Here is a 26,307-nt window from a genome sequence, read left to right on the forward strand (position 1 = left end):
GATGACGACGCAGTGGAGGAAACGGTCGTGATTGAAGAAGCGCTCTTCGACGCCGAGGAGAAGATGGAGAAGGCCGTCTCGGTGGCGAAGGACGATCTCGGCAGAATCCGTACCGGGCGCGCGAATCCGGGCATGTTCTCCCGGGTCGTGGTCGACTACTACGGATCGCCGACCCCGATCACCCAGATGTCGAGTATCACCGTGCCGGAACCGCGGATGGTGGTGGTCAAACCCTATGAACAGGCGCAGCTGGGTCCGATCGAAACCGCGATCCGTAACTCCGACCTCGGTGTGAACCCGACCAACAACGGTGACATCCTGCGGATCAGTATTCCGCAGCTCACCGAGGAACGGCGCCGGGAACTGGCCAAACAGGCCAAGCAGAAGGGCGAGGACGCCAAGGTCGCGATCCGCAACGTGCGCCGTAAGTCCATGGAAGAGCTCGGTCGGATCCAGAAGGACGGCGAAGCCGGCGAGGACGAGGTCGGGCGCGCCGAGAAGGAACTGGACAAGACCACCGCCAAATATGTCGGCCAGATCGACGAACTGGTGAAGCACAAGGAATCCGAACTGCTAGAGGTCTGAGCGAGGAGACGGGCCTATCGGCCCGCCGGATTCGCGGTGGTACCTTGCGCAGGCGTGCCGGGCGCGCGCCCGGCGCACAGGATCGTCCGAGAGCGGCGCGAGCGGTAGGTGTCGCGCGGAACGCGGTGTCCGTAGTGAGCGGGCATCGGATCGGCGGTCGACCCGGCACCCTGGCCGGTGGACTGCCGCACAATGGGAACAGCGGAGCGAGCGACGCCCGCTTCGGGTGGGAACGAACGGAACGACGACGAGTTGAGCGACGGGACAATCGTGGCCGAGAAAGCCGCCGCGACCGGTGCGGCCCGACCGCAGCCGCCGGCCGAGGGCATATCCGAACCGACACCGGCATCGACCGGCGCGTCTGCGGGCGCCGAGCCCAGGCGCTCACGCGCGGGCCGGAACTTACCCGCGGCCCTGGCGGTCGGACTGACGCTCGGGATGTTGTGCATCGCCGTCCTGATCTTCGTACCGAAGGTGTTCATCGGCGTCGCGGGCGTCGCGATCGGTATCGCCACCTGGGAGGTCGCCAAGCGGCTGCGTGAAGCCGATGTGCTGGTACCCCGTACCCCGTTGATCGTCGGTGGTCAGGCGGTGTTCTGGCTGGGCTGGCCGCTCGGCCCGGGCGGTGTCACCGGTGCGTTCGCGGCGACGGCGCTGGTCTGCATGGTGTGGCGGTTGTTCGACCACGGCCTGAGTACTGCCCCGCGCAATTTCTTGCGCGATACCGCCATCACCGTGTTCACCCTGGCCTGGATTCCACTGCTCGCGTCGTTCGCGGTCCTGCTCCTGCTGGAAGAACCCGACGGCAATCTACGGGTGCTCACCTTCATGATCCTGGTGGTGTGTTCGGACGTCGGCGGCTATGTCGCCGGAGTGCTGTTCGGCCGTCATCCGATGGTGCCCTCGATCAGCCCGAAGAAATCCTGGGAGGGCTTCGGGGGTTCGCTGGTTTTCGCGATCATCGGCGGGTTGCTCACCGTCACGCTGCTGCTCGACGCCAATTCGATGATCGGCGTCGTCCTCGGGATCGGCCTGGTGGTGGTTGCTACCCTCGGTGACCTGGTCGAATCGCAGATCAAACGTGAGCTGGGCATCAAGGATATGGGCACCATGCTGCCCGGGCACGGCGGCATCATGGACCGGCTCGATTCGATGCTGCCCTCGGCCTTCGTGTCCTGGCTGGTGCTCAGCACCCTGATCTGAGGTCAGCCGCGGTGCGCGGCACGCCGCAGCTGGACGATGCGGACCCCGCCTACCAGGGCCATCACCAGTGCGCCGGCTATCACCGACAGCAGGATCGTCACCCCGAGCGGTAGCGAGAAGTTCCAGAACAGCATTTCGACGTCGGCGCTCTCGGAGTTCTGCAAGATGAAGATCAGCAGGACGATACCGAGCAGCGCCGCCACGATCAGTGCGATCCAGGCGTTGCCGACGCGGGACTTCTCCACCCCCTTGCGCCGCCGGGTCTTGCCCGTGGGCTTTCCGCCGGTGAGATCGGGTGCCGGTTCGTGCTCACCGGGTGCGCCCAGGGGTCCGGTGGACGGGGGATCCTTCGGCAGCGCGCGGGTCTCGGGTGTTCGGTCGTCAGAGGTCGCCATATGTCGATGATTGCCGACAGCTATCGGCTGCGCACGGATTTCGGGCCCGCCGGTCGGTATCGGTCCGGGGTCGCTCGCCCTGTGAGGCGGCTCGGCACGGATCACATTCACCGAGATGACACACTGGTAGAACTATGACCGTCTCCTTGCCCCTGGTTTTCGACGCGCCGCGCCGTGGTATGCCGCCCCGTCATCTGGCCGACCTCGACGCCGACGGCCTCCGGGCCGCGATGGCCGAGCTCGGCCTGCCGAAGTTCCGCGCCGATCAGGTCGCGCGGCAGTACTACGGGCGGCTGCAGGCCGATGCCGAGCAGATGACCGATCTCCCGGCCGCGGTCCGTGAGAAAGTGGCGGAGGCGCTGTTTCCGCCGCTGCTCACCCCGGTCCGGCAGATCGCCTGCGATGCCGGGGAGACTCGCAAGACGTTGTGGCGAGCCGGTGACGGGACTTTGCTGGAAAGCGTGCTGATGCGCTACCCCGACCGAGCCACGCTGTGCATTTCCAGTCAGGCCGGCTGCGGCATGGCCTGCCCGTTCTGCGCGACCGGGCAGGGCGGACTCAACCGCAACCTCTCCACCGCCGAGATCGTCGACCAGGTCCGCTCCGCCGCGGCCGATCTGCGCGACGGTGCTGTCTCCGGCGGTCCCGGGCGCCTGTCGAATATCGTGTTCATGGGGATGGGTGAGCCGCTGGCGAACTACAAACGGGTGGTGAACGCGGTACGCCGCATCACCGCGCCCGCTCCGGACGGTCTCGGGATCTCCCAGCGCAATGTGGTGGTCTCGACCGTGGGCTTGGCTCCCGCGATCCGCAAACTCGCCGACGAGGATCTCTCGGTGACTCTGGCGGTGTCCCTGCACACCCCCGACGACGAACTCCGGGACACCCTGGTCCCGGTGAACAACCGCTGGCCGGTGGCCGAGGTCCTCGATGCCGCCCGGTACTACGCCGACAAGTCCGGCCGCCGGGTATCCATCGAGTACGCGCTGATCCGGGATATCAACGACCAGCCGTGGCGTGCGGAAATGCTGGGCCAGAAGCTGCACAAGGCGCTCGGCTCCCGGGTCCACGTCAATGTCATCCCACTCAACCCGACTCCCGGCAGCAAATGGGATGCCAGCCCGAAGCCGGTGGAGCGGGAATTCGTCCGCCGCGTCGAGGCCCAGGGGGTTCCGTGTACGGTCCGCGATACCCGCGGCCAGGAGATCGCCGCGGCCTGCGGTCAACTGGCGGCAGAGGGCTGAGTGGCCTGCGCGGTCACGATCCCGTTCGACGCGCTGGAACTGCCCTGGTATCACCGAGTCCGGCAGATACGAGCGGACTGGTGTGAGGAGCAATTGCGTGGGTGAGCGAGTCGTTGCGGTCGTCGGCGGCGGAATCGTGGGGCTGGCGATCGGGCGGGAGCTCGCCCGGCGGCGTCCCGATGACCGGATCGTGGTGCTGGAGAAGGAAGATCGCGTAGCCGCGCACCAGACCGGCCACAACTCCGGGGTGGTTCACGCCGGGATCTACTACCAGCCGGGAAGTTTGAAGGCCGTGCTGTGCGCGCGGGGCCGGTCGCTGCTGCGGGACTACTGCGTCGAACGTGACCTGCCCTACGACGAATGCGGCAAACTCGTGATCGCAGTGGACGCCGACGAGGTGCCCCGCCTCGAAGCCCTGCAGGCGCGTGCAGGTGACAATGCGGTCCCCGGACTGCGGCGCGTGGACCGGGCCGAGATCGGCGAGATCGAGCCGTTCGCCGAAGGGATCACCGCGCTGTATTCGCCGTACACCGCTATCACCGATTTCGGCCGGGTCGCGGAATCCTTCGCCGCGGATCTTGTGGATTCCGGTGGGGAGGTGCGCTTGTCGTCGCGGGTGGACGGAATCGTCCGGACGGTGTCGGGAATCGATCTCGCCCTGGGCGAAGAGGTCCTGCGCGCGGACCGGGTGGTCATCTGCGCGGGCCTGCACGCCGATACCGTCGCCGGCCTGGCCGGTGCCGATCCAGCGCCACGTATCGTGCCGTTCCGCGGCGAGTACATGAATGTGGTTGCCGCGAAAGCGGATATGGTGCGCGGACTGGTCTATCCGGTACCGGACCCGCGGTACCCGTTCCTGGGGGTGCATTTCACGAGGCGGGTGTCCGGAGCAGTGGAGATCGGCCCCAATGCGGTACTCGCTTTCGCCCGGGAAGGCTATCGGCGCGGCGACTTCTCGCTACGCGACCTGGCGGGCACGGTGCGCTGGCCCGGGTTCCGCCGGATGGCGCGGCAGCACTGGCGCACCGGGATCGGGGAGATGTACGGCTCGCTGTCGACGACCGCGTATATGCGCAGAGCGCAGCGCTATATTCCGGCCATCGGTGCCGCGGATGTGGTGCGCGGTGGTTCCGGGGTCCGTGCTCAAGCCCTCGACTCGGACGGCAGCCTGGTCGACGATTTCCGGATCGACCGGCTCGGGCCGGTCACGGCGGTCCGTAATGCCCCGTCGCCCGCGGCGACTTCTTCGCTCGCCATCGCCGAATACATCGTGAACGTCCTCGGCAAGGACACCACAGCGCGCTGACGGCTCAGATCAACGATAGAGGCCGAGCGGGTCAGGGAAACAGGTTGATCGGGTTGATGATGTCGGCGGCCAGGGTGAGCAGCATGTACGCTCCGCCGATCACGACCGCGACGTAGGTGAGCGGTAGCAGTTTCAGGTAGTCGACCGGTGCGCCCGGGGCCAGACCTTTCCAGCCGCGGAAGGTGTTGCGGAGTTTCTCGTACAGGACCACCGCGATATGCCCGCCGTCCAGCGGCAGCAGGGGCAGGATGTTGAACGCGCCGAGGAAGAAGTTCAGGCTGGCCAGGACCAGGATGAACATATTCCAGTAGCCGCGCTCCGCGGTCTCACCGCCGATTTTGCTGGCGCCGTACACGCTGACCGGGGTATCCGCGTCGCGCTCGCCCCCGGTCACCGCGTCCCACAACGATGCGACCTTCGCAGGCATCTGGGCCAGGGATTGGAAGGTACGGACGAACATCTCGCCGGTGAATGCCGCCGAGGCGGGAATCGCGGCGAGAACGCCGTACTGGACCGGCTCGTAGAACTCCTGGCCGACGCCGACGACGCTCACTTCCCGGCCCGGGCCGCCGTCACGGGGGTAGCGCATGGTCTGTTCGGGAACGACCTCGATATCCATCGACCGACCGTCCCGGTCGACGGTGTAGGTGAACGGGCCGTTCTGCTGCTGGGTCAGCGTCTGGAACTCGGTCCAGCTGTCTACCTCTTCGCCGTTGATCGCGGTCACCACATCGCCGCGCTGGAGGCCTGCCCGCTGGGCCGGACCGGGACCGGTGCAGGTGCCCAGGGTCCGGTCGGGGTTCTGCGGCGCGGCGCAGCTCATATCGCCGATGGTGGTCTCGGGTGGCTGGTTCAGGTTGGGCAGACCCCAGCCGACCGCCAGGACGACGATCAGGAGGAAACCGAGCAGGAAGTTCATCCCGATCCCACCCGACATCACGACGAGGCGTTTCCAGGTGGCCTGCCGGTACATGGCGCGTTCGACTTCCTCGGGTTCGAGTTCGTCGAGCGCCGTCATCCCGGCGATATCGCAGAACCCACCGAGCGGGAGCCATTTCACGCCGTATTCGGTTTCGCCGCGCCGGAACGAGAACATCTTCGGACCGAATCCGATGAAATACCGGCGCACTTTCATACCGGTGGCCTGCGCGGTCCACATATGCCCGCATTCGTGCAGCGCGATCGAAATCGTGATGCCGAGGGCGAACAGCACGAACCCCAACACGAACAGCATGTGGTCTACAGCCCTCCTGCGGTGCGCAGATCATTACTCCCGGCCCGCACGGAGACCGGAGCGGCCGCGAGCACGTGTCCACAGTAACCGCCCGCGTGCCGTGACTCGACAATCCGCGATACCGGTTACCGCTGTACGAGGATACGGGCCCGGTCGCGGGCCCATTCGTCGGCAGCGAGTACTTCGGCGAGTTCGGTGGGTTCGGCGCGCCACTGACCGGCATCGCGAACGGCCTGCTGCACGGTACGCACGATTTCCGGAAACCGGATCCGGCCGTCGAGGAATGCCTGTACCGCAACCTCGTTGGCGGCGTTGTACACGGCGGTGACGCAACCGCCGGCGGTACCGGCCTCGCGGGCCAGTTCCACAGCTGGGAAGACCTCGTCGTCCACCGGTTCGAAGGTCCAGGTGGCGGCGGTGCCGAAATCACACGGGGTGGCGGCCCCGGGGACCCGGTCCGGCCACCCCAGTGCCAGCGCGATCGGCAGCTTCATATCGGGTGGGCTGGCCTGGGCGAGGGTGGAGCCGTCGGTGAAGGTGACCATGGAGTGCACGATCGACTGCGGATGCACGGTGACCTCGATGCGGTCGTAGGGAATGCCGAACAGCAGATGCGTTTCGATCAGTTCCAGCCCCTTGTTGACCAGTGAGGCCGAATTGAGGGTGTTCATCGGGCCCATGGACCAGGTCGGGTGCGTTTTCGCCTCGGCCGGATTCACCCCGTCCAGCATCTCGGCGGACCAGCCGCGGAACGGCCCGCCGGAGGCGGTGAGCACGAGTTTGCCGACCTCGTCGGCCCGGCCGCCGCGCAGGCACTGTGCCAGTGCCGAATGTTCCGAATCCACCGGGACGAGCTGGCCGGGACGGGCGGCCCGGGTGACCAGTGATCCGCCGGCGACCAGCGATTCCTTGTTCGCCAGCGCCAGAGTCGCGCCTGTTTCCAGCGCGGCCAGGGTCGGCTCCAGGCCCAGCGATCCGACCAGCGCGTTCAGCACGATATCGGCCTCGGTGCGCCGGACCAGTTCGGTCACCGCTTCCGCGCCGGTGAACGGGACTCCCAGCTCGGCTCCCGCGACCGGATCCGCCACCGCGACCGCGGTGGTACCGGTGGCGGCCATCTGCGCGGCGAGCAATTCGGTGTTCCCGCCACCCGCGGCGAGGCCGACGACTTCGAATCTGTCCGGGTTGGCGGCGATCACCTCGAGCGCCTGGGTGCCGATGGACCCGGTGCTGCCGAGCAGGAGGACTCTGCGGAGATCTGACACCCGCCCATTGTCACCGACCGTGCCCCTGCTGGCTACGACGGGCGGTCGTATGCCACGATATCGGGCAGTATCCGTTCTCTCGAGGAGGAGCGATCGTGGCCGCCACGGAAGTCGAAACCACCAGCGACAAAGTTGTCACCAAGGTGGACCCCGCAGAGGTTCCGTCGGCGGCCTGGGGCTGGAGTGGAGAATCCCGCAGGACGTTCCAGGTGGCCGCGGTCGTGGTGATCATCATCCTGCTGGGCATGCTCTGGGGAAACCACGACGGCAAGGTCGAGGATCTCTACCTGATCGGCTTCGCCGCGGCGTTGGCCGGTCTCGTCATCCGGGACGTGCTGTTACGTCGGAAACCCCGGTAACCGGGGGTCTCCGAAGGCTGCGGTACCGCGCGGCGAACCGCCGGTTACGGCACGGTGACGCGCCGGTGCCGGTTGTGACTGTTGCCGATCTCTCGACGGCGCCCGGTCGGGGCGGGACTAGACTCGGCACCGACCGCCGGACCAGTACGAAAGTAGGCAGCCGAAAGTGACCAGCACAATCGGATTGGGGATGCCGACCGCACCGGTCGCGGTGCTCGCACCGCGGCGCAAAACCCGTCAGTTGATGGTGGGTGGTGTCGGTGTGGGCAGCGACCACCCGATCTCGGTGCAGTCGATGACGACGACGAAAACGCACGATGTGAACGCGACCCTGCAGCAGATCGCGGAACTCACCGCGTCGGGCTGCGATATCGTGCGGGTGGCGTGCCCGCGGCAGGAAGATGCCGACGCGCTCCCTACGATCGCGAAGAAATCGCAGATCCCGGTGATCGCCGATATCCATTTCCAGCCGCGCTACATTTTCGCTGCCATCGATGCGGGTTGCGCGGCGGTGCGGGTGAACCCGGGCAATATCAAGGAATTCGACGGTCGGGTGAAAGAGGTCGCCAAGGCGGCCGGAGACGCCGGCATCCCGATCCGGATCGGAGTGAACGCCGGGTCTCTCGACAAGCGGATGATGGTCAAGTACGGCAAGGCGACCCCGGAGGCCCTGGTGGAGTCGGCGCTGTGGGAGGCGGGCCTCTTCGAGGAACACGGTTTCGGCGATATCAAGATCTCGGTCAAACACAACGACCCGGTGGTGATGGTCGAGGCGTACCGGCAGCTGGCCGCGCAGTGCGACTACCCGCTGCACCTCGGCGTCACCGAGGCGGGGCCGGCGTTCCAGGGCACCGTGAAATCCGCGGTCGCGTTCGGTGCGCTGCTCAGCGAAGGTATCGGCGACACCATCCGGGTGTCGTTGTCCGCGCCGCCGGCGGAGGAGGTGAAGGTCGGCGGGCAGATCCTGCAGTCGCTGAACCTGCGCCCCCGGAAACTCGAGATCGTGTCCTGCCCCTCGTGCGGGCGCGCGCAGGTCGATGTGTACACCCTCGCCGACGAGGTCAGCGCGGGTCTGGACGGCCTGGAGGTGCCGTTGCGGGTCGCGGTGATGGGATGTGTGGTGAACGGTCCGGGTGAAGCCCGGGAGGCCGATCTCGGCGTTGCCTCCGGAAACGGTAAGGGCCAGATCTTCGTCAAGGGCGAGGTCGTCAAAACGGTACCTGAGGCGCAGATAGTGGAAACCCTCATCGAGGAGGCCATGCGTATCGCCGAGGAGATGGGTGCGGACGCCGAGACCGGGCAACCGGTCGTCAACGTGGGCTGAGTGCCCCGCGCGCCCGGCCCGCCGACGCGGCGGGCCGGGCGGCGCTGTCCGGCTCGGATACACGCTTTCTGGATATACGTACCGTCCCGGCGCGGTTCATGGCAGGCTGTTGTAGGTGCGGAGTCTGCTGGAGCCGACCCGGCGTGCGAAATACGTTCCCGCGCGCCAGCTCGCCAAGCGGGACCTGGCGCCGGTTCTCCGGGTCCTCGACGACGATCCGGTGGCCACCTGTATGGTCGCCGCCCGGTTGCAGGAATACGGACTGGACAACCGGTGCGGTCAGGGTGAGCTGTGGAGTCACGGCGGGCCCTCGGAATCGCTGTGTTTTTCCGGGGTGAATCTCATTCCGCTACGCGGCGGACGCGACGCGCTACGCGCTTTTGCCGACCGCGCGATCCGCTGGCCGAGGATGTGCTCGTCGGTGGTCGGGCGGCAGGAACTGGCGCTGCCGTTGTGGGAGATGCTCGCCGATCATTGGGGTCCCGAACGTGAGATCCGGGGTGCGCAGCCGCTGCTGGCACTCACCGATTCCGCTAGCTCGGCCGTCGATAGCGAGGTTCGTCAGGTCCGCCCCGAGGAACTGGACCGGTATCTCGCGGCGGCGATCGCGATGTTCATCGAGGAGGTCGGCGTCGATCCGCGCGCCGGGGACGGCGGCCGCGGTTATCGGCGCCGGGTGGCCGGGCTGATCGAGGCCGGCCGGGCATGGGCACGGTTCGCCGACGGCGAGGTCGTGTTCAAGGCAGAAGTGGGCGCCCAATCCCGGCGTACCGGACAGATCCAGGGCGTCTGGGTGCATCCGGAATACCGGGGACAGGGCCTGGGGACGTCGGGCACGGCCGCGGTGGCCAACTCGGTGGTCGCCTCGGGCCGGACCGCCAGCCTGTACGTCAACGACTACAACGAGGTGGCCCGGCGCGCCTATCGGGCGGTCGGATTCCGGCAGATCGCGACCTTCGCTACGGTTCTGCTCGACTGATCCGGACCGGATCCGGTGTGCCGCAGGTGATCACCGGGTCGGGTCGCCTACCATCGGCTCCGATGGTGATCCGATCGGTGCTCGTGGTCGTGGTCACGGCGCTCGCGTTCGCCGTGACCGGTTGCGGTGCGGGCTCCTCCGGGCCGATCACCGCGGCGGACAGTTTCCTCGGCGCCTTCACCGCCCGCGATATCGAGACCGCCGCCGATTTGACCAACCGCCCCGAAAAGGCATTCGCCGCACTGACTTCGGCCTGGGACGAACTGGGCGCCGAAGAACTTCACGCGAATACCGGTGCGGCGCGGATCAGCGGCGATACCGCCACCGTCGACTACACCTACGAATGGCGGCTGACCGGCGGTCGGGGCTGGACCTATTCCGGGCAGTTGCCGATGGTGCGCAGCGGCGGTTCCTGGACCGTGCGCTGGAGCGGCGCGGCCGTCCATCCTCGGCTCGGTGACACCCAGGCCATGGCACTGTCGGTCCAGCCCGCACCGCGAGCCCGGGTGAACGAACAGTCCGGTAGCGATGTGCTGGTGCCGGGCACCGTCTCGCGGGTGACGTTCGACGCGGCCGACAGCGCTGATCCGCAAAGAGTGGCGGTGGCGTTGTCGCAGGCCCTGGTCGAGATCGACGAGCGGCTCACTCCGGAGCGCATTCTGGATTCCGCGCGCGCCGCCGACGGTGTGTACACAGTGATCGTGCTGAACGGAGTCGAGTTCGGCCGGGCCGGACCGCAGCTCATCGGGCTACCTGGAGTACGGGTGACCCAGGAGTGGGATATGGCTCCCACCGACCGGAAATTCGCTCCGGATCTGATGGCGCAGGTGCGGCAGACGGTGATCGCCGATGTCGACGGCAGGGCCGGCTGGCGGGTGGTGGTCCGTAACGCCAACGGCGCGGAGACCGGGGTGTTGCAGGAGGTGGCGGCGCAGCCGGCGCCGTCTTTCGCGCTGAGCGTGGACCGTCGCATTCAGAATGCCGCTCAGCGTGCGGTCGACGGGCGCCTGGAGCAGACCATGATGGTGGTGGTCGAACCGTCGACCGGCGGGATTCTGGCGGTTGCGCAGAACGCGGCGGCCGACCGGGACGGCCCTGTCGCCACCATCGGTCAGTACCCGCCCGGTTCGGTGTTCAAAACGGTGACCGCGGCCGCTGCGATGGCGGAGGGAATCGCGACGCCGGACACGGTGGTCTCGTGCCCGAGCGCGATCACCATCGGGGAGCGAATGATTCCGAACTACAACGGATTCTCGGTCGGCGACGTATCCATGACGACCGCGTACGCGCGGTCGTGTAACACTTCGTTCGCCAAGTTGGCCAGTAAATTGCCGGAATCCGCTCTGACCGATAGTGCGGCAGCTTTCGGTATCGGCCCGGATTACACCGTAGCGGGTCTGCCGACCTTTTCCGGGTCGGTACCCATGGCCGAGGACCGCACCCAGCGCACCGAGGACGGGATAGGTCAGGGGCGGGTCGTGGTGAGTCCGTTCGGTATGGCCCTCATGGCCGCGACCGTCGCCGCCGGATCGGTGCCGACCCCGTATCTGATCGCCGGGCGTGGAACGGCGGTCGACGGACAGCGGCCCGCCCTCGATCCGGATGTGGTGGCCGGGCTCCGGACGATGATGCGGCAGGTGGTCGTCTCCGGTACAGCGGAGCGGATCGCTGATCAGGGGGAGGTGTTCGGCAAGACCGGAGAAGCGGAAGTGGAGGGAGGTTCGCATTCCTGGTTCGTCGGTTACCGAGGTGATATCGCTTTCGCGACGCTGCTGGTCAGGGGCGGAAGTTCCGATAACGCGGTGGCCGTGACGCGGGATATGTTGGCTGCTCTGCCCCCGGGGTACTGATCCTGGCCGAACGACCGGTTACTGCCCGGCCGACTCGGTCCCCGATCGTGTCGCATACCGGTGGCCGATATCGGTGATGCGGGTATCTGTGGTTACCGAATCGCTGACTCGTGCGGGCGCGACGACCGATACCGTCCGATCGGTGACCGGTGCCGACGAGGCGGTGTCGGTACCGAGGATCTCGACGACTCCGGTCCCCCCGAGAATCAATCCGGCGGTGATGAAAGCAACTGCGGAACGCTTCATTTCCGGCTCCCTCCGATTCAGAGGTTCGACAGACGGCGAGCTCGGAGTGCCGCTGTGCGACCGGGCTCTGCGGAAGAGTTATCTGATGATTTGCTGCTCAGGCCAACCTAAGCCGGGAGTGCGCACCGAGACAAGATGGAAAGGTGGAGAAAATCGATGAGGAGCAAATCGTGACCCGGGTCACCGAAATCCGTGACCTACTCGTTATGCCCCATTCAGATTTTGTGCAGACTGGCCGCGAGATGATCCTGTAGAGGCAGACCCACGGCACCCATCTGCAGGGTGTAGTCGATAACTCCCGCGTGCATATGGATGGTGCGGCTGACTGCGGTCACCGACTTGGCCGTCGTGCTCAGACCGATCGCCGTCGACTCCAGCTCCAGCCGGATCTCGTCGTCGCCATGGGTGAGTTTCCCCTCGCAGATCTCGGTGATCCCGGTCGGGTGGGAAAGGATGAGCTCGACTCGGTCGGGGCCGGGGCAGCGCAGATAGCCGGTCTCCACGTGGAGCGGGCGGTTGTCGTCGGCATGCCGGGTACGCTGCCGGTAGGTCAGGAACGGTCGGCCCAGATGCCCGAACGTGATCTCCTCCAGATAACCGAAGGGCTCGATCGTGGGGTAATCACCCCGGCCCGAGCCGCGCCAAGTGCCGAGCAATCCGGCAAGCGGGGCGATAGCGGGATGCGGGGCGGGTGTCTGCGGTTCGGCCACGGCCCACAAGCGTAGACCCTCACCCGGTTTTCGGAGGTACCTGTACCTCTGCGCGTGCCGGGACGACGGCGCTACTTTTTGCGCCGCCGCCCGAACGGCCAGAAGGACCGGGTGCGTCGCCGGGGCAGGGCCGCGTAGACCATCGTCATCTCGGCGAATACCCCCGCCTCGCGTTCCCGGTCGGCACCGAAATCGTCGCGGCCCAGGATCTGCGTGATCGACCCGGGCGCGATCGTGGCGAGCGCGTCGAGCAGGGAGGCGTTGAGCGCCCCGAGCGAGATCCGGGTGGTATCCGGATCCTCGGCGCCCGGGCCGCCGTGGCCCAGCAGCATATGACCGATCGCGTGCAACACGATGTGGTCGGCATTGCGGCCCGAGGCCGAGGCGTCGAAGACGATGATGTCGTCGTTCTTGCGGGCGATCCAGAGACCGTTGCCGTTGCATCCCAGATCGGCCAGCGCCGACCGGTGGGCCGGCTGTAACGAGATCGGCCGCTTCCGGTGCGCGGCCACCTCGGCGAGGTAGGCGTTGAGGTCCCACGGGCTGGGCAGGGGCACCGACCCAGCCGCATCGCCGAACCTGGCGTCCATGCTTGTCATCGGCGAATACGTTACCGATCGCGCGTCCGCTCGTCACTTCCACGAATTCCCGCGCACCGGTGGAGATCCGGCGACCTGGGCGGGAGACGCGGCAGGCTACTCGATATCGGTCTCCGGACCCAGCGGCCCGACTTTGTGCTGTTTGTTCCACAGCGCGGTGAACGCCCACAGGACGACGCCGACAACCAGAAGCACCCCGGCGATGGCGTACTGCTGGGGATTGCGATCGGTGAACGGTGTGGACAGATACGCACAGCTCATCGCGCCCAGGACCGGCAGCGCCGTCGGTGTGCGGAAATGCTCGTGCCCGACCGTGTCACGCCTGAGTACCAGTACCGCGATGTTGACGATGGTGAAGACCATGAGGAGTAGCAGTGCGGTGGTGCCACCGAGTTCGGGCACCTCGTCGACGAAGCCGAGCAGCCCGAAGGCGAGCACAGTGGTGAACAGGATCGCGATATGCGGCGTGCGGCGGCCCTGGTGCACCCTGCCCAGCGCCCGTGGAACCACTTTGTGCTTCGCCATTCCGTACAGCAGCCTGCTGGCCATGAGCATATTGATCAGTGCCGAGTTGGCCACCGCGAACATCGTGATGAAGGCGAAGATCTGGGTCGGGAATCCGGGTGCGCCGATCTCCACCACCTGCAGCAGTGGTGTGTTGCCCTCGGCGAGTTTCTCGGGCGGTACCAGGGCCACCGCGGTGATGGAGACAACGACATAGATGGCGCCCGTGATGAGCAGCCCGCTGAGCAGGATCTTCGGAAAGATTCGGCTGGGCTCCTCGGTCTCCTCGGCCATATTCACCGAATCCTCGAACCCGACCATCGCATAGAAAGCCAGTGTCGTCGCCGCGATGACCCCGCCGAACGCGGAGCGGTCGCCGGTATCGAATTCGACTATCCGGCCGAAGTCGCCGTTGCCGAAACCGAGCGCCCACAGGCCGATGCACACCACGATCAGCAGACCGGACAGTTCTACACAGGTGAGCAGGACATTGGCCTTCACACTCTCGCCGACGCCGCGTAGGTTGATCGTGGCGACCGCCGCCATGAATGCCAGGGCGATCACGGTGAGCACCGGCCCGTTGCCGTCGAATTCGAAGGCCTCGGCGAAATTCGCCGCGAAAGCCTTGGCTGCGGTCGCGGCGGAGGTGATACCGGAGCTCATCACCGCGAAGGTCACCATGAAGGTGACGAAGTGGATGCCGAACGCCTTGTGCGTATAGAGCGCCGCCCCTGCGGCCTGCGGGTACTTGGTGACCAGTTCCAGATAGCTGAGCCCGGTGATCAGCGCGACCCCGAAAGCGACCAGGAACGGGACCCACACCGCCCCGCCGACCTCGCCGGCCACCCGGCCGGTGAGCGCGTAGATACCGGTGCCGAGAATATCGCCGACTATGAACAGCAAAAGCAGCCACGGGCCCATGACCCGTTTGAGTTCCGGTTCCTGTGCCGGATCGGTCCGGTCGGTGACGTCTGCCAAGAGAGCCCCTCATCCCCGCAGTGGCCGTACGAGCCGTGAATCGAACAGTACCGAACTGTGTACCCACTCGAAGCGGCCCGGACTCCTACTTCACGGGCTGTTCACCGGGTCAGGCGAGGGCTTCGGCGGCTGCTGCGGCCTCGGCGATCACGACCGCGGAATCCCGGGGACTCAGCGCCATCGCCCGTAATTGGTCGAACATCACCCCGAAACGCCGTATCTCGGAGTGGCCCTCGACGAGGGCGTCACCGGAAATGCCCTCGACATAGACCAGTTCGGGATCGGTGGGGTCCGGGAAATCGAGAATTGTGAAGGATCCGGCCATACCCGGGTGCGCGCCCGCGTCGAAGGGGAGGATCTGCAGGATCACGTTCTTGCGTTTGGTCGCCTCACCCAACCGGCGCAACTGACCGCCCATGACCTCCGGGCCGCCGACCATCCGGCGGATAGCGGCTTCGTCGAGCACCACCCACAATTCGAGTGGCCCGTCCTTGGCCAGTACCGCCGCCCGGTCCATCCGGGCGCGCGCCCGGCGTTCCAGATCCGAGGCCTCCAATTTCGGCATGCACGTATCGATCACGGCCATGGCGTATTGCTCGGTCTGCAACAGCCCGGGAATGAACGAGGTCTGGTAGTGCCGGGCCGACAGCGCCACCGATTCGAAATTGATGTACGCGGCGTACACCTCCGACAGACTCGCTTCGTAGGGCCGCGACATCCCGGGTTTCTGTGCGTCCGACAACAGCTCCAGAGCCTCGTCGCGCCGAACCTCCTCGACACCGTAGAGGTCCAGCATTGTCATGAGGGTGCGGCGCTGCGGCCGCGCCTGGGCGGTTTCGATGCGATACAGCGTGGTCACATTGATTCCGGTTCGGGCACTGACGTCCTCTTTGCTCAGCCCGGCGTCGTCGCGCATCTCCAGCAGGAGCACCGAGAGCCGGCGCAGACCCGCCGTGAGGACGGTGCGTTTGCCTGCCATGTCATCCCTTTCGCCTCGCGCGGTACGGCCTGCCCATCATGTGTTCTTGCCCACCCGCGCCTCTTGTCGAGCAACAATAACGAGGAACGACCCGTTGTGGGATCGGCAGTGGTCACAGACCGGTGCTCATGGTGTGATCTCGCGGCGCAGCACCTTCCCGGTCACATTGCGCGGCAGCGGTGACGTGGTGATCGTCCAGCGCTCCGGAACCTTGAAATACGCGAGCCGCTCGGCGGTGAACGCGCGGAGTTCGTCGGCGCCCAGAGCATCCGGATCGTCGGTAACCACCACCGCCGCGACCCGTTGCCCCAGATCCCTGTCCGGGAAACCGAGTACCGCCGACTCCCGCACCGCTGGATGTTCGTCGAGCACGTTCTCTATTTCGGTGGGGTACACGTTCTCTCCGCCGCGCAGGATGAGATCGGTACGACGTCCGGCCATCCGGAGCGCGCCATCGGACAGAGTGCCGAAATCGCCGGTCCGCAACCAGCGCCGGCTGTCGATAGCCGCGGCGGTGGCTGTCTCGTCGCGCCAGTACCCGAGCATGACGTAAGGGCTACGCACCCATATCTCACCTTCGGTGCCCTCGGGCACGGGAACCCCGGCGGGATCACGGATCTCGACGGATACGCTCAGGATCGGACGACCCACGGTCTCCGGATCGCGGTCGAGCTCCGCAGGTGTCGCGACGGTGGCGGCCGTACCGCTCTCGGTGAGGCCGTAACTGGTGGTCAGTGCGATTCCGGTGCCGGGCAGCCGGCCGCGCAGCCGCTGTTGGAAGGCAGGGGAGGAGGGGGCGGCGTTGAGAGACAGCGAGGTGAGCGCCGACAGGTCGTAGCCGCGCAGATCGTGTTCCAGCAGCCGAGCGGCCAGGGTGGGTACGGCCCCCCAGTTGGTCACCTGTTCCCGCGCCATCAGCGTGAGCACCCGTTCGGCGTCGAACGCGCCGGTGTGCAGGACTACCGCGGCGCCGGTAGCGAGCCGGGGAATTGCGAGATTGTGCAGGCTGGCGATATGGAAAAGGGGTGAGGTGAGCAGGAACCGCTTATCGCTCGGCTCTCGGTGCGCCCGGCCGGCCAGTGTCGCGCCGAGCGCATCGGTGTAGCGGTGGTAATCGGCGATCGCGATCAGATTGCGGTGGCTGTGTACCACGCCTTTGGGCCGGCCGGTGGTCCCGCTGGTGTAGAGGACGACCGCCGGATCGTCCTCGGCGACCGGCACCACCGGGGTCGGGCCCTGATGGTCGGCGATGAGCCGTGGCAGGTCTTCGGTCGTGGTGAGGACGGGGACTCCGGTATCAGCGGCCGGTGCGGCGCGTTTCGCGTCCGCGACGACGACCGCCGGTTCGGTGTGCCGGATGCCGTATTCGATCTCCGGTGCGGCCCACCACGCGTTGTAGGCGACAGCGACCGCACCCAGGCACTGTGCCGCCCAAAAGGTGATCACCCATTCGGGGCTGTTGGCGGCCAGGATGCCGATCCGGTCACCGTGGCCGACGCCGTACCGGTCGGCCAATCCACGCGCAAGTGCCTGGGCCGCCTCCGCATGCTCGGCGAACGAGATTCGCCGGTCGGCGGTGACCAGATAGTCGCGCTCACCCCAGGTCTGTGCGGCGTCGAACAGCTCGCGTAGTGATCGGTGCCGATGGCGCCGGACCGCGATCGGGGCACCGAGCACCGGCTCGGTCGACAGTTCGAACGGTCCGCCGGGGCCGGTGAGCGCGGCGGCCGCCCGCGCGGCTGCGGCTCGGGGGGTCTGGGCACTGCTCATCGGGTCCACATCCTTGTCGACAACTGTCCAGAGAATCCATACCGCATGGAGTGGGCGTCCCGGCGACCGACTGTGCCGATCGGGTACCGGATGCCGGGCGGGCCGAACGACCTGGAACCCGGAAATGGACCGCGGTCAGAGCATCCGAACCCTCTGGCAAATAATTGGCAACCGGCGCTGTGCGTTTGAGCGTGCATCGCGGCTGCACGACCGTTTGCTCAGTCGTGGTCCGGGACGGGGTTGTGTCGGCGGCGCGTTGGATGCCCATTACGGCGGGCGATATGGCCGGGGTGCTTGTGTCGCAGCACCATAGGGATCGGTATGGTTTCCGGTGTGCGGCGCGGGTTTGTCTCGGCACGGTTGCGATGTGGTCGCGTAACGCGTGGTCGCGCCTGGTCGTGGGCGGTGGGCGGGTATGGTTCGGAGCGGCGGGAATTCGGGCCGCCGACAGGAACTATCTTGGCGGGTATGCGTTTTCGGTGGGACCGTGTCCGGTCCCGTGGAGAGGGTCGTTAGGCTTGCGCAGGACGCTGTTCGCAACATTGCGTACCGAAGTCTTGTGTTCTTGCATATGTAAGAGCATGATCCAGCTAGCCTTGTGGTGAACAACGATCCGATGTCCGGGATTACCGAATCGAGAGCCGATCATGTTGGTACAGAGTGTGATGGTGCCGGGTGAGTTCGAGGGGTGCAGATGAGCGCACCCACTCTGGGAACCCTGCCGACTGCGCCACAACTACTGTGCGCCTTCCAGGGGCGGCGGTTCCAGGAGCGTGTGCTGCTGCGCTTCGCGCACGCACTGGTCGAACTGCACAAACGGCGCGCGCATGTCCGAGATGTGGCGGAGATAGCCGAAATCGACTGTCGCCGAACCGAACTCGTGGACGAGATCAACGACTGGATCACCCGGAAGATGCCGCAGCATCGCAACGGCGCCTCGTTGCACACCGAAAGCCTGGGTGCGGTGATCGATCGGATGGCATACAGCTGGGTGGCCGCGAATCAAGCGATCGAGGCCGACGGAGTTCGCAGTGACCGGACGCACCGGCACTGGTATCACCTCGCCGAACTCGTCGACGGTTACACCGATTTGATCGCCGAGGTCGCGGGTGGGCGCCGGCGGCTGCCGGTGCAGTAGGGTTCGGCGGATCACCGCCGTGTCCAGTCCTCTGGGCGTCGTCGAACCTCGGAGCAGGGCACGCGAAAGACCGCATAATGTCGAATGGCCTAGACCGGATGGAACAGCACGGCGAATGCCCGGTTAACGCAACGGTACAGGCCAATTGGAGGTAGTTTCTGCCATGAGGCAGACGAAAGAGGTTGTCGGGGCCGTATCGGCGCACCGAGACCTCGACACAGTGACAGCAGCGGTGCCGGGAATCGCCGCCCCGTCGAAGGTTTACCGGGTACGCGCCGAACTGGACACGATGCTCGGCGAGCTACGCCCCGGTGACCGGGTGCCCGCCGAGCGCGAACTGGCCGGGCGATTCGGGGTCGCCCGGGAAACGGTCCGTCATGCCCTACGGGATCTCGCGGTGGAGGGCCGTATCCGCAGGCAGGGCCGGGGCACTGTCCTGGCCCGCCCGAAAGTGGTCCGTCCGCTGGCGCCCGAACCCACCGTCGAGGACGGATCCGGAGTCGTGCGCAGTCTGTTGTCCTGGGAGGACGGCGAGGCCGACGCCGAGATCGCCAGGGACCTCGAACTCCCGCTGCAGACCCCGATCATGACTTTGGAACGCCTGCTGTACGCCGACGGTGAGCCGATCGCGCTGGAGCGGATCGATCTGTCGCTGGACCGATTCGGTTGGCTGCGCGCGGGTTTCGATCCGCTCGGTTCCCTATCGGCGACGATCGGTGATTCCGGTGTCGAATACGGCGCTGCCACCGAACGGATCGAGACTGTGCTGGCCGCCCCCCGCGAAGCCGGACTACTCGGCTGTCGGCCGGCTGTCCCGTTGTTCCGGGTGGTGCGTCGCCGGATGGACACCCAAGGGCGGCCGATCGAGCGGGTCGCCGCCCTCTACCGGGGTGACCGGGTCGCATTCGAGGTGCGTACGGGCGGCCGCGGCCGCTGATACGAGTGGTCCGGCCGGACCGACGCGTACGAGTCGAGCGGGAAGTGTCCCGCCCGACGGTTCCCGGCGACCGCAGGGCCTGCGCCGACTACTCTGGGAGCATGTCCGTGCGTACCCGCCAGCCGTTGCTTCCCGGAACTCCCACTCCGATCCGCGAGGTCCCTCGCGGTATCGAACGGCCGGAGTACGTCTGGAAGAAAACGGCGAATGAGGGCTCCGAGCCCTGGGTGCAGACCTCCGAGACCATCGAGAAGATGCGGATCGCCGGGCAGATCGCCGCCCGGGCGCTGGCCGAGGCCGGGAAGGCGGTCGCGCCGGGAGTCACCACCGACGAACTGGACCGGATCGCCCACGAGTACATGTGCGACCACGGCGCCTATCCCTCGACTCTCGGGTACAAGGGTTTTCCCAAATCGTGCTGCACCTCGCTCAACGAGGTGATCTGCCACGGTATCCCCGACAGCACGGTGGTCGCCGACGGTGACATCGTCAATATCGATGTCACCGCCTACATCCACGGTGTGCACGGCGATACCAACGCCACCTTCCTCGCCGGCGAGGTCGACGAAGAGGTGAGATTGCTGGTCGAACGCACCGAGGAGGCGACCGCGCGTGCCATCAAGGCGGTGCGGCCGGGGCGCGCCCTCAATGTGATCGGCCGGGTCATCGAGTCCTATGCGAATCGGTTCGGTTACGGCGTCGTCCGGGATTTCACCGGGCACGGGGTCGGGCCCACCTTCCACAGCGGCCTGGTGATCCTGCACTACGACCAGCCCGCGGTCGAATCGGTCATCGAAACCGGCATGACCTTCACCATCGAACCCATGATCAATCTGGGCGGGATCGACTACGAGATCTGGGACGACGGCTGGACCGTGGTCACCAAGGACCGTCGGTGGACGGCCCAGTTCGAGCACACGTTGGTGGTCACCGAGACCGGCGCCGAAATCCTCACCCTGCCGTGAGCAGGCCCGGAGGGGCACTGCTGGTTGCCGGGACCACCTCCGACGCCGGTAAGAGCGTGGTGGTCGCCGGGATCTGCCGGATGCTACGGCGTCGCGGGGTGCGGGTCGCGCCGTTCAAAGCGCAGAACATGTCGAACAACTCCGTGGTCACCCTGGACGGCGGAGAGATCGGCCGCGCCCAGGCACTACAAGCCCAGGCGTGCGGGCTGGAGCCGAGCGTCCGGTTCAACCCGATCCTGCTGAAACCCGGGAGCGACCGCCGATCCCAGCTGGTGGTGCGTGGACGGGTGGTGGACACGGTCGGCGCCGCCGACTATTTCACCCATCGCACCAGGTTGCGCGAGTTGGTGTCCGCCGAATTGGCCGCGCTACGGAACGAATTCGATGTGGTGATCTGCGAGGGGGCCGGGTCGCCCGCCGAGATCAACCTGCGCGCCACCGATCTGGCGAATATGGGCCTGGCCCGGGCGGCCGGCCTACCGGTGCTGGTGGTGGGCGATATCGACCGGGGCGGGGTGCTGGCGCATCTGTTCGGCACCCTCGCGGTGCTCGAACCCGCGGATCAGCGATTGATCGCCGGATTCGTGATCAACAAATTCCGCGGCGACGTGGGGCTGTTGCGACCCGGGCTGGACCAACTGACCGCGCTCACCGGCCGGCCGACGTTCGGGGTACTCCCCTACTGCGACGAACTGTGGATCGACGCCGAGGACTCGCTGGGCACCGTGGCCGGCGCCCCGGTGGGTCGCCCCGCTGCCCCGATCGGCAGTGAATGGCTCACCGTCGCCGCCGTCCGGCTGCCCCGGGTGTCCAACAGCACAGATGTGGAGGCTCTCGCCTGTGAGCCGGGAGTCGCGGTGCGCTGGGCCGACGATCCGTCCGGGCTGGCCGACGCCGACCTGGTGGTACTGCCCGGCAGCAAGGCCACCGTGGACGATCTGGCTTGGCTGCGACGGACAGGTATCGCCGAGGCGCTGAGCCGCCGGGCCGCCGCGGGCGGTCCGATTCTCGGTATCTGCGGTGGGTACCAGATGCTGGGCAGCCGCATCGTCGACACCGTCGAATCCGGTGCGGGAGAGGTGGCCGGGCTCGGGCTGCTCGATATGGACATCGAATTCGGCCAGGAGAAGGTCCTGCGTCGTACGACCGCCGTGGGCGCCCCCGGTGCGCCGGATGCGCCCGCCGGTACGGTAGCGGCCGGCTACGAGATCCACCACGGGCACGTCCGGCGTACAACAGAGGAACCGTGGCTGTACCTCACCGGCTGGGCGGACTCCGGCCGGGAGCGGGGCGCGTCCGGGGTTCCGGACGCGGAAGTCGCCGCGGAGGGCGGCGTCCGGGGTGCGCTCTGGGGCACCCACTTGCACGGGCTCCTGGAATCCGACGATTTCCGCCGGATCTGGCTCACCCAGGTCGCCCGGTACGCGGGCCGGACCGGGTTCACCGTGGCCCCCGGGACCCGGGTGGCGGCCGTGCGCGCCGCGCAGCTCGATCTGTTGGCCGATCTGGTCTCCGAGCATCTGGATATCGCCGGATTGGAGCGACTGCTGGCGAATGGGGTACCGGTCGGCTTACCCAGTGTCGGCTCCACGCTCGAGGTGCTGTCGGGCGCGAGCTGAGCGGGACCTGCCGCGGCCCGCGACATCGCGTCACGATCTCTGCGCTGTCGGACCCGGACGCCCCCACCGCCCGGACGGGCGGTGTAGCGTCAACCGGCATGGAATCTCGGCGCATCGCGGTCGGTGACCGGGACTGGACGGTGCGGGTGGACGGGCCGGTGACCCAGCACAGCGTGCTATTGCTACCCGATTCCGGTGATCCACCGGACGTCTACGACCGGGTCTGCGCACGTCTGCACAGTTCCGATCTGCGGACCATCGTGTTCGAAACGGCGGACGGGCTCGACACCGCCGGCGTGTACGCGGCTCTCGACGAGATCGGCGTGCCCTGGGCGAACGTCGCCGGCCGGGGCACCGGGGCCAGTGTGGCCTGGCAGGTATGCGCGAAGGGTTTCGGCCGGTTCGTCAGCCTGGTGGTCGCCGACCGTGGGCATCCGGCGGTGCCCGACGGTGCCGGGCAGATACTCGATCCCGGATGCCCGGCGGTGGAACTGCCCACCACAGTGCTGGTGACCAAACAGCTGTCCCGCCCGGTCGCCGATACATCCGGGCGCCACGTCTACGGCGAGTTCCGGGTGGTCGGTATCGACGTCGACAATGTCGCCGCCGAGGCCGATCAGGAGTTCGCGACCGAGATCGTGCTGCGCACCAGCATGTGGTGAATCAGGCCGGGCGGCCCGCCAGCCAATCGAGCCAGTTGTCCAGTTCCCGGAATGCCTCGGTACGAGGAGCCTCGGCCGACAGGAACACATCGTGGCGGGCGCCGTCGATCGGCACGATATTGGTGCGATCACCCAGGCACCCCGCCCACCGCTGGATCTGCGCGACATCGAGCACCGCGTCCGCGACGTCCACGGCGGGCCCGTACTCGCGCGCGAACTCGGTGAGCTTGGATCGCAAGAGCAGCGCGGGAACGCCGATGTCCAAGCCCCGGTGCAGGCGGGCCTGGCCCAGCCGGATCGCGCGCAGCCAGCCGGCCCGCACCGGGAAACCGTCACGCGGTTTCCAGTCCAGGTCGTAGTCCCATTCCCCGCTCATGCTCTGGTGCAGGCTGTCGCCGTAGGCGCTGGACTTGCCGAGCGGCAGCGCGGACTTGCCGCGGAAGCGGCCCACAGTATTGATGAGCTGGGTCCCGACCGTGCGCACATAGGCCGGGCCCTGCAGATCGAACCAGGGGCTGTTCAGGACCAGCCCGCGGATACCGGCCGCCGCGGTGCCCCCGGCGTGCTGCAACCGGTCCAGCCACAGCGAGGTCACCAGACCGCCCGTCGAATGGGCCACCACCAGTACGTTCGCCGTCGCCTCAGCGGTGATCACCCGCAGCGCCTCGTCGAGTTCGCGGTCGTAGAGCGCGAGATCGCTGATGAAGTGGGGGGTCTGGCCGGGTTGGAGTGAGCGGCCGCATTTACGCAGGTCCAGCGCATAGAATTGGTGTCCGCGGGCGGTGAAGTGTTCGGCGAGGTGCCGCTGGAAGAAATAATCGGTGAACCCGTGGATGTAGAGCACTGCGTCGGCGGTGGCCGTGGCTTCGGCGCCGGGCAGGTGACGGACCATTGTCGCGAAGATATCGCCCTCGCCGTCCGGATCGGGCCCGAGCTCCAGAGTGCGGTATTCGTACTCGTCACCGAGGACATCCGGCTGCCATTCGGCGGCTTGTCCGAGGGCGCTGGTACCGGCCGCGGATTCGTTCGTCACGGTCTCCAATCTAGGCGACCGCTGAGTAGCAATGGCAGGCCCGAAGGTGACGAACAGGAGGAATCTACGTCACAATCGCCGCCCTGGCTGCGGATTCCGTGCGTGTCGAGGTGCACAATTGGCAGTAGTGAACGACGGGTAACCTACATTCGGCCGAGCCCGGAGGGCTCACCGCCGCGACCCGTACACAACTGCACAATGCGCCCGTGCCCCAGCGGGCCCGCATCCCAGGGATGTGCGCCCCGCGCATCAGGACAAGGAAGTCGAACACCCGTGCCGAACGCTGCCCAGACTGAAAAGACCGATGTAGTCCTCATCGGTGCCGGCATCATGAGCGCCACTCTCGGCGCGCTGCTGCGTCAGCTGCAGCCGGACTGGTCGATCTCGGTGTTCGAGCGGCTGGATGCCGCCGCGGCCGAGAGCAGTGATCCATGGAACAACGCCGGTACCGGACATTCGGCGCTGTGTGAACTCAACTACAGCCCGCAGAAGCCGGACGGTTCGGTCGATATCGGCAAGGCCGTCGATATCAACGAACGCTTCCAGGTGTCGCGCCAGTTCTGGGCCTACGCGGCGGAGAACGGCATAGTCGGCGATCCCTCCCGCTTCATCAACCCCATCCCGCATGTCAGTTTCGTACACGGCGCCGCCGATGTGGAGTACCTGCGCAAACGGTATGAGGCGCTGTCGCGGCACCCGCTGTTCGCGGGGATGGAGTACATCGACAGTTCCGACGAGTTCGCCCGCCGGCTGCCGCTGATGGCCCGGGGCCGCGATTTCTCCGATCCGATCGCCCTCAACTGGTCCGACGGCGGCACCGATATCGATTTCGGTTCGCTCACCAAGGAGCTGCTCGCCTATATCGGCGCCAGCGGCGGCGAGATCGGTTTCGGTATCGAGGTCCGCAACCTGTCCAAGCAGAAGGACGGCAGCTGGAAGGTCACGGTGCGCAATACCCGGACCGGCCGCACCCGCACGCTGATCAGCAAATTCGTCTTCGTCGGGGCCGGCGGCGGGGCGCTGCCGCTGCTGCAGAAGGCGGGAATCGAGGAGATCCGCGGTTTCGCGGGCTTCCCGGTCTCGGGGCAGTTCCTGCGGTGTACCAACACCGACCTGATCGACCAGCACGGGGCCAAGGTGTACGGCAAGGCCGCGGTCGGGGCGCCGCCGATGTCGGTACCGCATCTGGACACCCGCGTCATCAAGGGCAAGCCCGGCCTGCTCTTCGGCCCCTATGCCGGTTGGACCCCCAAGTTCCTCAAGGACGGCAGCAACGCCGACCTGTTCAAATCGATCAAACCCGGCAACCTGGCCCCGATGCTCGGCGTCGGCGTCACCGAGTTGAGCCTGGTCAAATACCTGGTCACCGAGCTGATGAAATCGCAGTCCGGCCGGGTGTACACCATGGAGGAGTTCATCCCGCGTGCCGAGGGCCGGGACTGGGAACTCATCACCGCCGGGCAGCGGGTGCAGGTGATCCGCCGCAAGGGCGCCGGCGGTGTACTCGAACTGGGTACCGCCGTCATCACCGCGCAGGACGGCTCCATCGCCGGACTGCTGGGCGCATCCCCGGGCGCCTCGACCTGTGTGACGGCCATGCTCGATGTGCTGGAACGCTGCTTCCCGGCCGAGTACGAGCAGTGGACGCCCAAACTGAAGGAAATGATCCCCTCGCTGGGTATCAAACTGTCGGAGAACCAGCGCCTGTTCGCCGAGGTGTGGGACTGGACCGGTAAGGCGTTGCAGCTCAACCGTTCCGCGGCACCCACAGCGGTCGCCGCCGGGGTCTGATCCGGAAGTTCGTCGATACGGTCCGCGGGGCGAGGAACTCCCGCGGGCCGTTGTCGTATCGGGGCCGTCACGGACCGTGCGCGCCTGGCATTCACGTGCATATCGGGCCGAGGTGTGATAGCAAGGCGCGATGATGTCAACGGTCGCACTCCGCCGGTCATGGGCGCAGGATCTCGATACCCCCACCCTGTACGAGTTGCTGAAACTGCGTGTCGAAGTGTTCGTGGTGGAGCAGAAGTGCGCGTACCCGGAGTTGGACGGGCAGGATCTGCTGCCGGAGACGCGGCATCTGTGGCTCGACGACGAGGGCGAGGTCATCGCGACCCTGCGGCTGCTCGAAGAGCACGACGACGGCGTGAAATCCTTCCGTATCGGCCGGTTGTGTACCGCGGTCGAGGCACGCGGCCACGGATACACCACCCGGCTGCTGCAGGCGGCCCTCGCCGAGACGGGTTCGCATACCGTCCGGCTCAACGCCCAGACCTACCTGATCGATCTGTACACCAAGCACGGGTTCGAGGTGGACGGCGCGGAGTTCATCGAGGACGGTGTCGCGCACGTACCCATGCGCAAGGGCTAGCCACGCGCCCATCCGCCCGTATCGGGTAGGGGAGGGCCGGGCCGGGTGATCG

The 26,307-nt window shown here is 66.8% G+C and carries 25 protein-coding genes; 15 read left to right on the forward strand and 10 right to left on the reverse strand.

Features of this window, described 5'->3' with window-relative positions; genetic code table 11:
- The first annotated feature begins 27 nt into the window (after positions 1-27).
- Entirely contained in the window at positions 28-585 is a 558-nt protein-coding gene (gene frr / locus OG405_RS04830; protein ID WP_327150428.1) for a ribosome recycling factor, read from the forward strand.
- A 192-nt stretch (positions 586-777) separates the two neighbouring features.
- Complete coding sequence (locus tag OG405_RS04835) at positions 778-1,788, forward strand: phosphatidate cytidylyltransferase (protein ID WP_327150429.1); 1,011 nt, start codon at positions 778-780, stop codon at positions 1,786-1,788.
- A gap of 2 nt (positions 1,789-1,790) precedes the next feature.
- On the opposite strand, the gene OG405_RS04840 is transcribed toward OG405_RS04835, so the two are convergent.
- A complete protein-coding gene (locus tag OG405_RS04840) occupies positions 1,791-2,183 on the reverse strand; it encodes a LapA family protein (RefSeq protein WP_327150430.1) in 393 nt (130 codons plus the stop codon).
- A gap of 134 nt (positions 2,184-2,317) precedes the next feature.
- On the opposite strand from OG405_RS04840, the gene rlmN reads away from it, so the two are divergent.
- Positions 2,318-3,427 carry a 23S rRNA (adenine(2503)-C(2))-methyltransferase RlmN gene (gene rlmN, locus OG405_RS04845; RefSeq protein WP_327150431.1) on the forward strand — a complete coding sequence of 370 codons (1,110 nt, stop codon included), beginning with the start codon at positions 2,318-2,320 and terminating at the stop codon, positions 3,425-3,427.
- Between the two features lie 97 nt (positions 3,428-3,524).
- Positions 3,525-4,733, forward strand: coding sequence for an L-2-hydroxyglutarate oxidase (gene lhgO / locus OG405_RS04850; RefSeq protein WP_327150432.1), 1,209 nt, complete (start codon positions 3,525-3,527; stop codon positions 4,731-4,733).
- 31 nt (positions 4,734-4,764) lie between these two features.
- Here the strand turns inward: lhgO and OG405_RS04855 are convergent, their stop codons facing one another.
- Both OG405_RS04855 and dxr read right to left on the reverse strand, forming a co-directional pair.
- The gene (locus tag OG405_RS04855) at positions 4,765-5,967 is read right to left on the reverse strand and encodes a M50 family metallopeptidase (protein ID WP_327150433.1); all 1,203 of its coding nucleotides are present in this window, start codon (positions 5,965-5,967) and stop codon (positions 4,765-4,767) included.
- A gap of 125 nt (positions 5,968-6,092) precedes the next feature.
- Entirely contained in the window at positions 6,093-7,232 is a 1,140-nt protein-coding gene (gene dxr / locus OG405_RS04860) for a 1-deoxy-D-xylulose-5-phosphate reductoisomerase (protein ID WP_327150434.1), read from the reverse strand.
- 95 nt (positions 7,233-7,327) lie between these two features.
- Between dxr and OG405_RS04865 the strand changes: the two genes are divergently transcribed.
- The 4 genes from OG405_RS04865 to OG405_RS04880 all read left to right on the forward strand — a co-directional run bounded on the left by OG405_RS04865 (position 7,328) and on the right by OG405_RS04880 (position 11,744).
- Entirely contained in the window at positions 7,328-7,591 is a 264-nt protein-coding gene (locus OG405_RS04865) for a DUF2631 domain-containing protein (protein WP_327150435.1), read from the forward strand.
- Between the two features lie 166 nt (positions 7,592-7,757).
- Entirely contained in the window at positions 7,758-8,915 is a 1,158-nt protein-coding gene (gene ispG / locus OG405_RS04870) for a flavodoxin-dependent (E)-4-hydroxy-3-methylbut-2-enyl-diphosphate synthase (protein ID WP_327150436.1), read from the forward strand.
- A gap of 115 nt (positions 8,916-9,030) precedes the next feature.
- Positions 9,031-9,894: a GNAT family N-acetyltransferase gene (locus OG405_RS04875; protein ID WP_327150437.1), complete on the forward strand. Its 864-nt coding sequence runs from the start codon at positions 9,031-9,033 to the stop codon at positions 9,892-9,894.
- Between the two features lie 62 nt (positions 9,895-9,956).
- Positions 9,957-11,744: a penicillin-binding transpeptidase domain-containing protein gene (locus tag OG405_RS04880; RefSeq protein ID WP_327150438.1), complete on the forward strand. Its 1,788-nt coding sequence runs from the start codon at positions 9,957-9,959 to the stop codon at positions 11,742-11,744.
- Between the two features lie 18 nt (positions 11,745-11,762).
- Here the strand turns inward: OG405_RS04880 and OG405_RS04885 are convergent, their stop codons facing one another.
- From OG405_RS04885 to OG405_RS04910, 6 genes are all read right to left on the reverse strand, one after another.
- Positions 11,763-11,990: a hypothetical protein gene (locus OG405_RS04885; RefSeq protein WP_327150439.1), complete on the reverse strand. Its 228-nt coding sequence runs from the start codon at positions 11,988-11,990 to the stop codon at positions 11,763-11,765.
- A gap of 215 nt (positions 11,991-12,205) precedes the next feature.
- Positions 12,206-12,700 carry a peroxynitrite isomerase gene (locus OG405_RS04890; RefSeq protein WP_327150440.1) on the reverse strand — a complete coding sequence of 165 codons (495 nt, stop codon included), beginning with the start codon at positions 12,698-12,700 and terminating at the stop codon, positions 12,206-12,208.
- Positions 12,701-12,771: 71 nt separating this feature from the next.
- Complete coding sequence (locus OG405_RS04895) at positions 12,772-13,299, reverse strand: hypothetical protein (protein WP_327150441.1); 528 nt, start codon at positions 13,297-13,299, stop codon at positions 12,772-12,774.
- 96 nt (positions 13,300-13,395) lie between these two features.
- Positions 13,396-14,724: an APC family permease gene (locus tag OG405_RS04900; RefSeq protein ID WP_327152210.1), complete on the reverse strand. Its 1,329-nt coding sequence runs from the start codon at positions 14,722-14,724 to the stop codon at positions 13,396-13,398.
- A gap of 166 nt (positions 14,725-14,890) precedes the next feature.
- Positions 14,891-15,760 (reverse strand): helix-turn-helix domain-containing protein, encoded by an 870-nt coding sequence (locus OG405_RS04905; protein WP_327150442.1) that lies wholly within the window; start codon positions 15,758-15,760, stop codon positions 14,891-14,893.
- Positions 15,761-15,886: 126 nt separating this feature from the next.
- Positions 15,887-17,530, reverse strand: a complete 1,644-nt coding sequence (locus OG405_RS04910) for a class I adenylate-forming enzyme family protein (protein ID WP_327150443.1) — start codon at positions 17,528-17,530, stop codon at positions 15,887-15,889.
- 778 nt (positions 17,531-18,308) lie between these two features.
- Here OG405_RS04910 and OG405_RS04915 point away from each other — a divergent pair.
- From OG405_RS04915 to OG405_RS04935, 5 genes are all read left to right on the forward strand, one after another.
- On the forward strand, positions 18,309-18,668 hold the full coding sequence (locus tag OG405_RS04915) for a DUF4254 domain-containing protein (RefSeq protein WP_327152211.1): 360 nt from the start codon (positions 18,309-18,311) through the stop codon (positions 18,666-18,668).
- A gap of 289 nt (positions 18,669-18,957) precedes the next feature.
- Positions 18,958-19,605, forward strand: coding sequence for a GntR family transcriptional regulator (locus OG405_RS04920; RefSeq protein WP_327152212.1), 648 nt, complete (start codon positions 18,958-18,960; stop codon positions 19,603-19,605).
- A gap of 101 nt (positions 19,606-19,706) precedes the next feature.
- On the forward strand, positions 19,707-20,570 hold the full coding sequence (map, locus tag OG405_RS04925) for a type I methionyl aminopeptidase (RefSeq protein WP_327150444.1): 864 nt from the start codon (positions 19,707-19,709) through the stop codon (positions 20,568-20,570).
- Positions 20,567-22,189: a cobyric acid synthase gene (locus OG405_RS04930; RefSeq protein WP_327150445.1), complete on the forward strand. Its 1,623-nt coding sequence runs from the start codon at positions 20,567-20,569 to the stop codon at positions 22,187-22,189. The genes map and OG405_RS04930 overlap by 4 nt, the downstream gene beginning before the upstream one ends.
- A 98-nt stretch (positions 22,190-22,287) precedes the next feature.
- Entirely contained in the window at positions 22,288-22,851 is a 564-nt protein-coding gene (locus tag OG405_RS04935; protein ID WP_327150446.1) for an alpha/beta hydrolase, read from the forward strand.
- Position 22,852: 1 nt separating this feature from the next.
- Here OG405_RS04935 and OG405_RS04940 read toward each other — a convergent pair whose 3' ends face one another.
- The gene (locus OG405_RS04940; protein ID WP_327150447.1) at positions 22,853-23,884 is read right to left on the reverse strand and encodes an alpha/beta hydrolase; all 1,032 of its coding nucleotides are present in this window, start codon (positions 23,882-23,884) and stop codon (positions 22,853-22,855) included.
- A gap of 330 nt (positions 23,885-24,214) precedes the next feature.
- Between OG405_RS04940 and mqo the strand changes: the two genes are divergently transcribed.
- The gene (gene mqo / locus OG405_RS04945) at positions 24,215-25,675 is read left to right on the forward strand and encodes a malate dehydrogenase (quinone) (RefSeq protein WP_327152213.1); all 1,461 of its coding nucleotides are present in this window, start codon (positions 24,215-24,217) and stop codon (positions 25,673-25,675) included.
- 130 nt (positions 25,676-25,805) lie between these two features.
- A complete protein-coding gene (locus OG405_RS04950) occupies positions 25,806-26,255 on the forward strand; it encodes a GNAT family N-acetyltransferase (protein ID WP_327150448.1) in 450 nt (149 codons plus the stop codon).
- Positions 26,256-26,307: the final 52 nt, after the last annotated feature.

It is taken from the genome of Nocardia sp. NBC_01329 (assembly GCF_035956715.1).
Taxonomy (GTDB): domain Bacteria; phylum Actinomycetota; class Actinomycetes; order Mycobacteriales; family Mycobacteriaceae; genus Nocardia.

Coding starts and splice junctions, on each gene's coding strand:
- OG405_RS04835 (WP_327150429.1), top strand. CDS start 778: ATGGGAACAGCGGAGCGAGCGACGCCCGCTTCGGGTGGGAACGAACGG.
- OG405_RS04840 (WP_327150430.1), bottom strand. CDS start 2,183: ATGGCGACCTCTGACGACCGAACACCCGAGACCCGCGCGCTGCCGAAG.
- rlmN (WP_327150431.1), top strand. CDS start 2,318: ATGACCGTCTCCTTGCCCCTGGTTTTCGACGCGCCGCGCCGTGGTATG.
- OG405_RS04855 (WP_327150433.1), bottom strand. CDS start 5,967: ATGCTGTTCGTGTTGGGGTTCGTGCTGTTCGCCCTCGGCATCACGATT.
- OG405_RS04880 (WP_327150438.1), top strand. CDS start 9,957: ATGGTGATCCGATCGGTGCTCGTGGTCGTGGTCACGGCGCTCGCGTTC.
- OG405_RS04885 (WP_327150439.1), bottom strand. CDS start 11,990: ATGAAGCGTTCCGCAGTTGCTTTCATCACCGCCGGATTGATTCTCGGG.
- OG405_RS04895 (WP_327150441.1), bottom strand. CDS start 13,299: ATGACAAGCATGGACGCCAGGTTCGGCGATGCGGCTGGGTCGGTGCCC.
- OG405_RS04900 (WP_327152210.1), bottom strand. CDS start 14,724: ATGGGCCCGTGGCTGCTTTTGCTGTTCATAGTCGGCGATATTCTCGGC.
- OG405_RS04905 (WP_327150442.1), bottom strand. CDS start 15,760: ATGGCAGGCAAACGCACCGTCCTCACGGCGGGTCTGCGCCGGCTCTCG.
- OG405_RS04910 (WP_327150443.1), bottom strand. CDS start 17,530: ATGAGCAGTGCCCAGACCCCCCGAGCCGCAGCCGCGCGGGCGGCCGCC.
- OG405_RS04920 (WP_327152212.1), top strand. CDS start 18,958: ATGCTCGGCGAGCTACGCCCCGGTGACCGGGTGCCCGCCGAGCGCGAA.
- map (WP_327150444.1), top strand. CDS start 19,707: ATGTCCGTGCGTACCCGCCAGCCGTTGCTTCCCGGAACTCCCACTCCG.
- OG405_RS04935 (WP_327150446.1), top strand. CDS start 22,288: ATGGAATCTCGGCGCATCGCGGTCGGTGACCGGGACTGGACGGTGCGG.
- mqo (WP_327152213.1), top strand. CDS start 24,215: ATGAGCGCCACTCTCGGCGCGCTGCTGCGTCAGCTGCAGCCGGACTGG.
- OG405_RS04950 (WP_327150448.1), top strand. CDS start 25,806: ATGATGTCAACGGTCGCACTCCGCCGGTCATGGGCGCAGGATCTCGAT.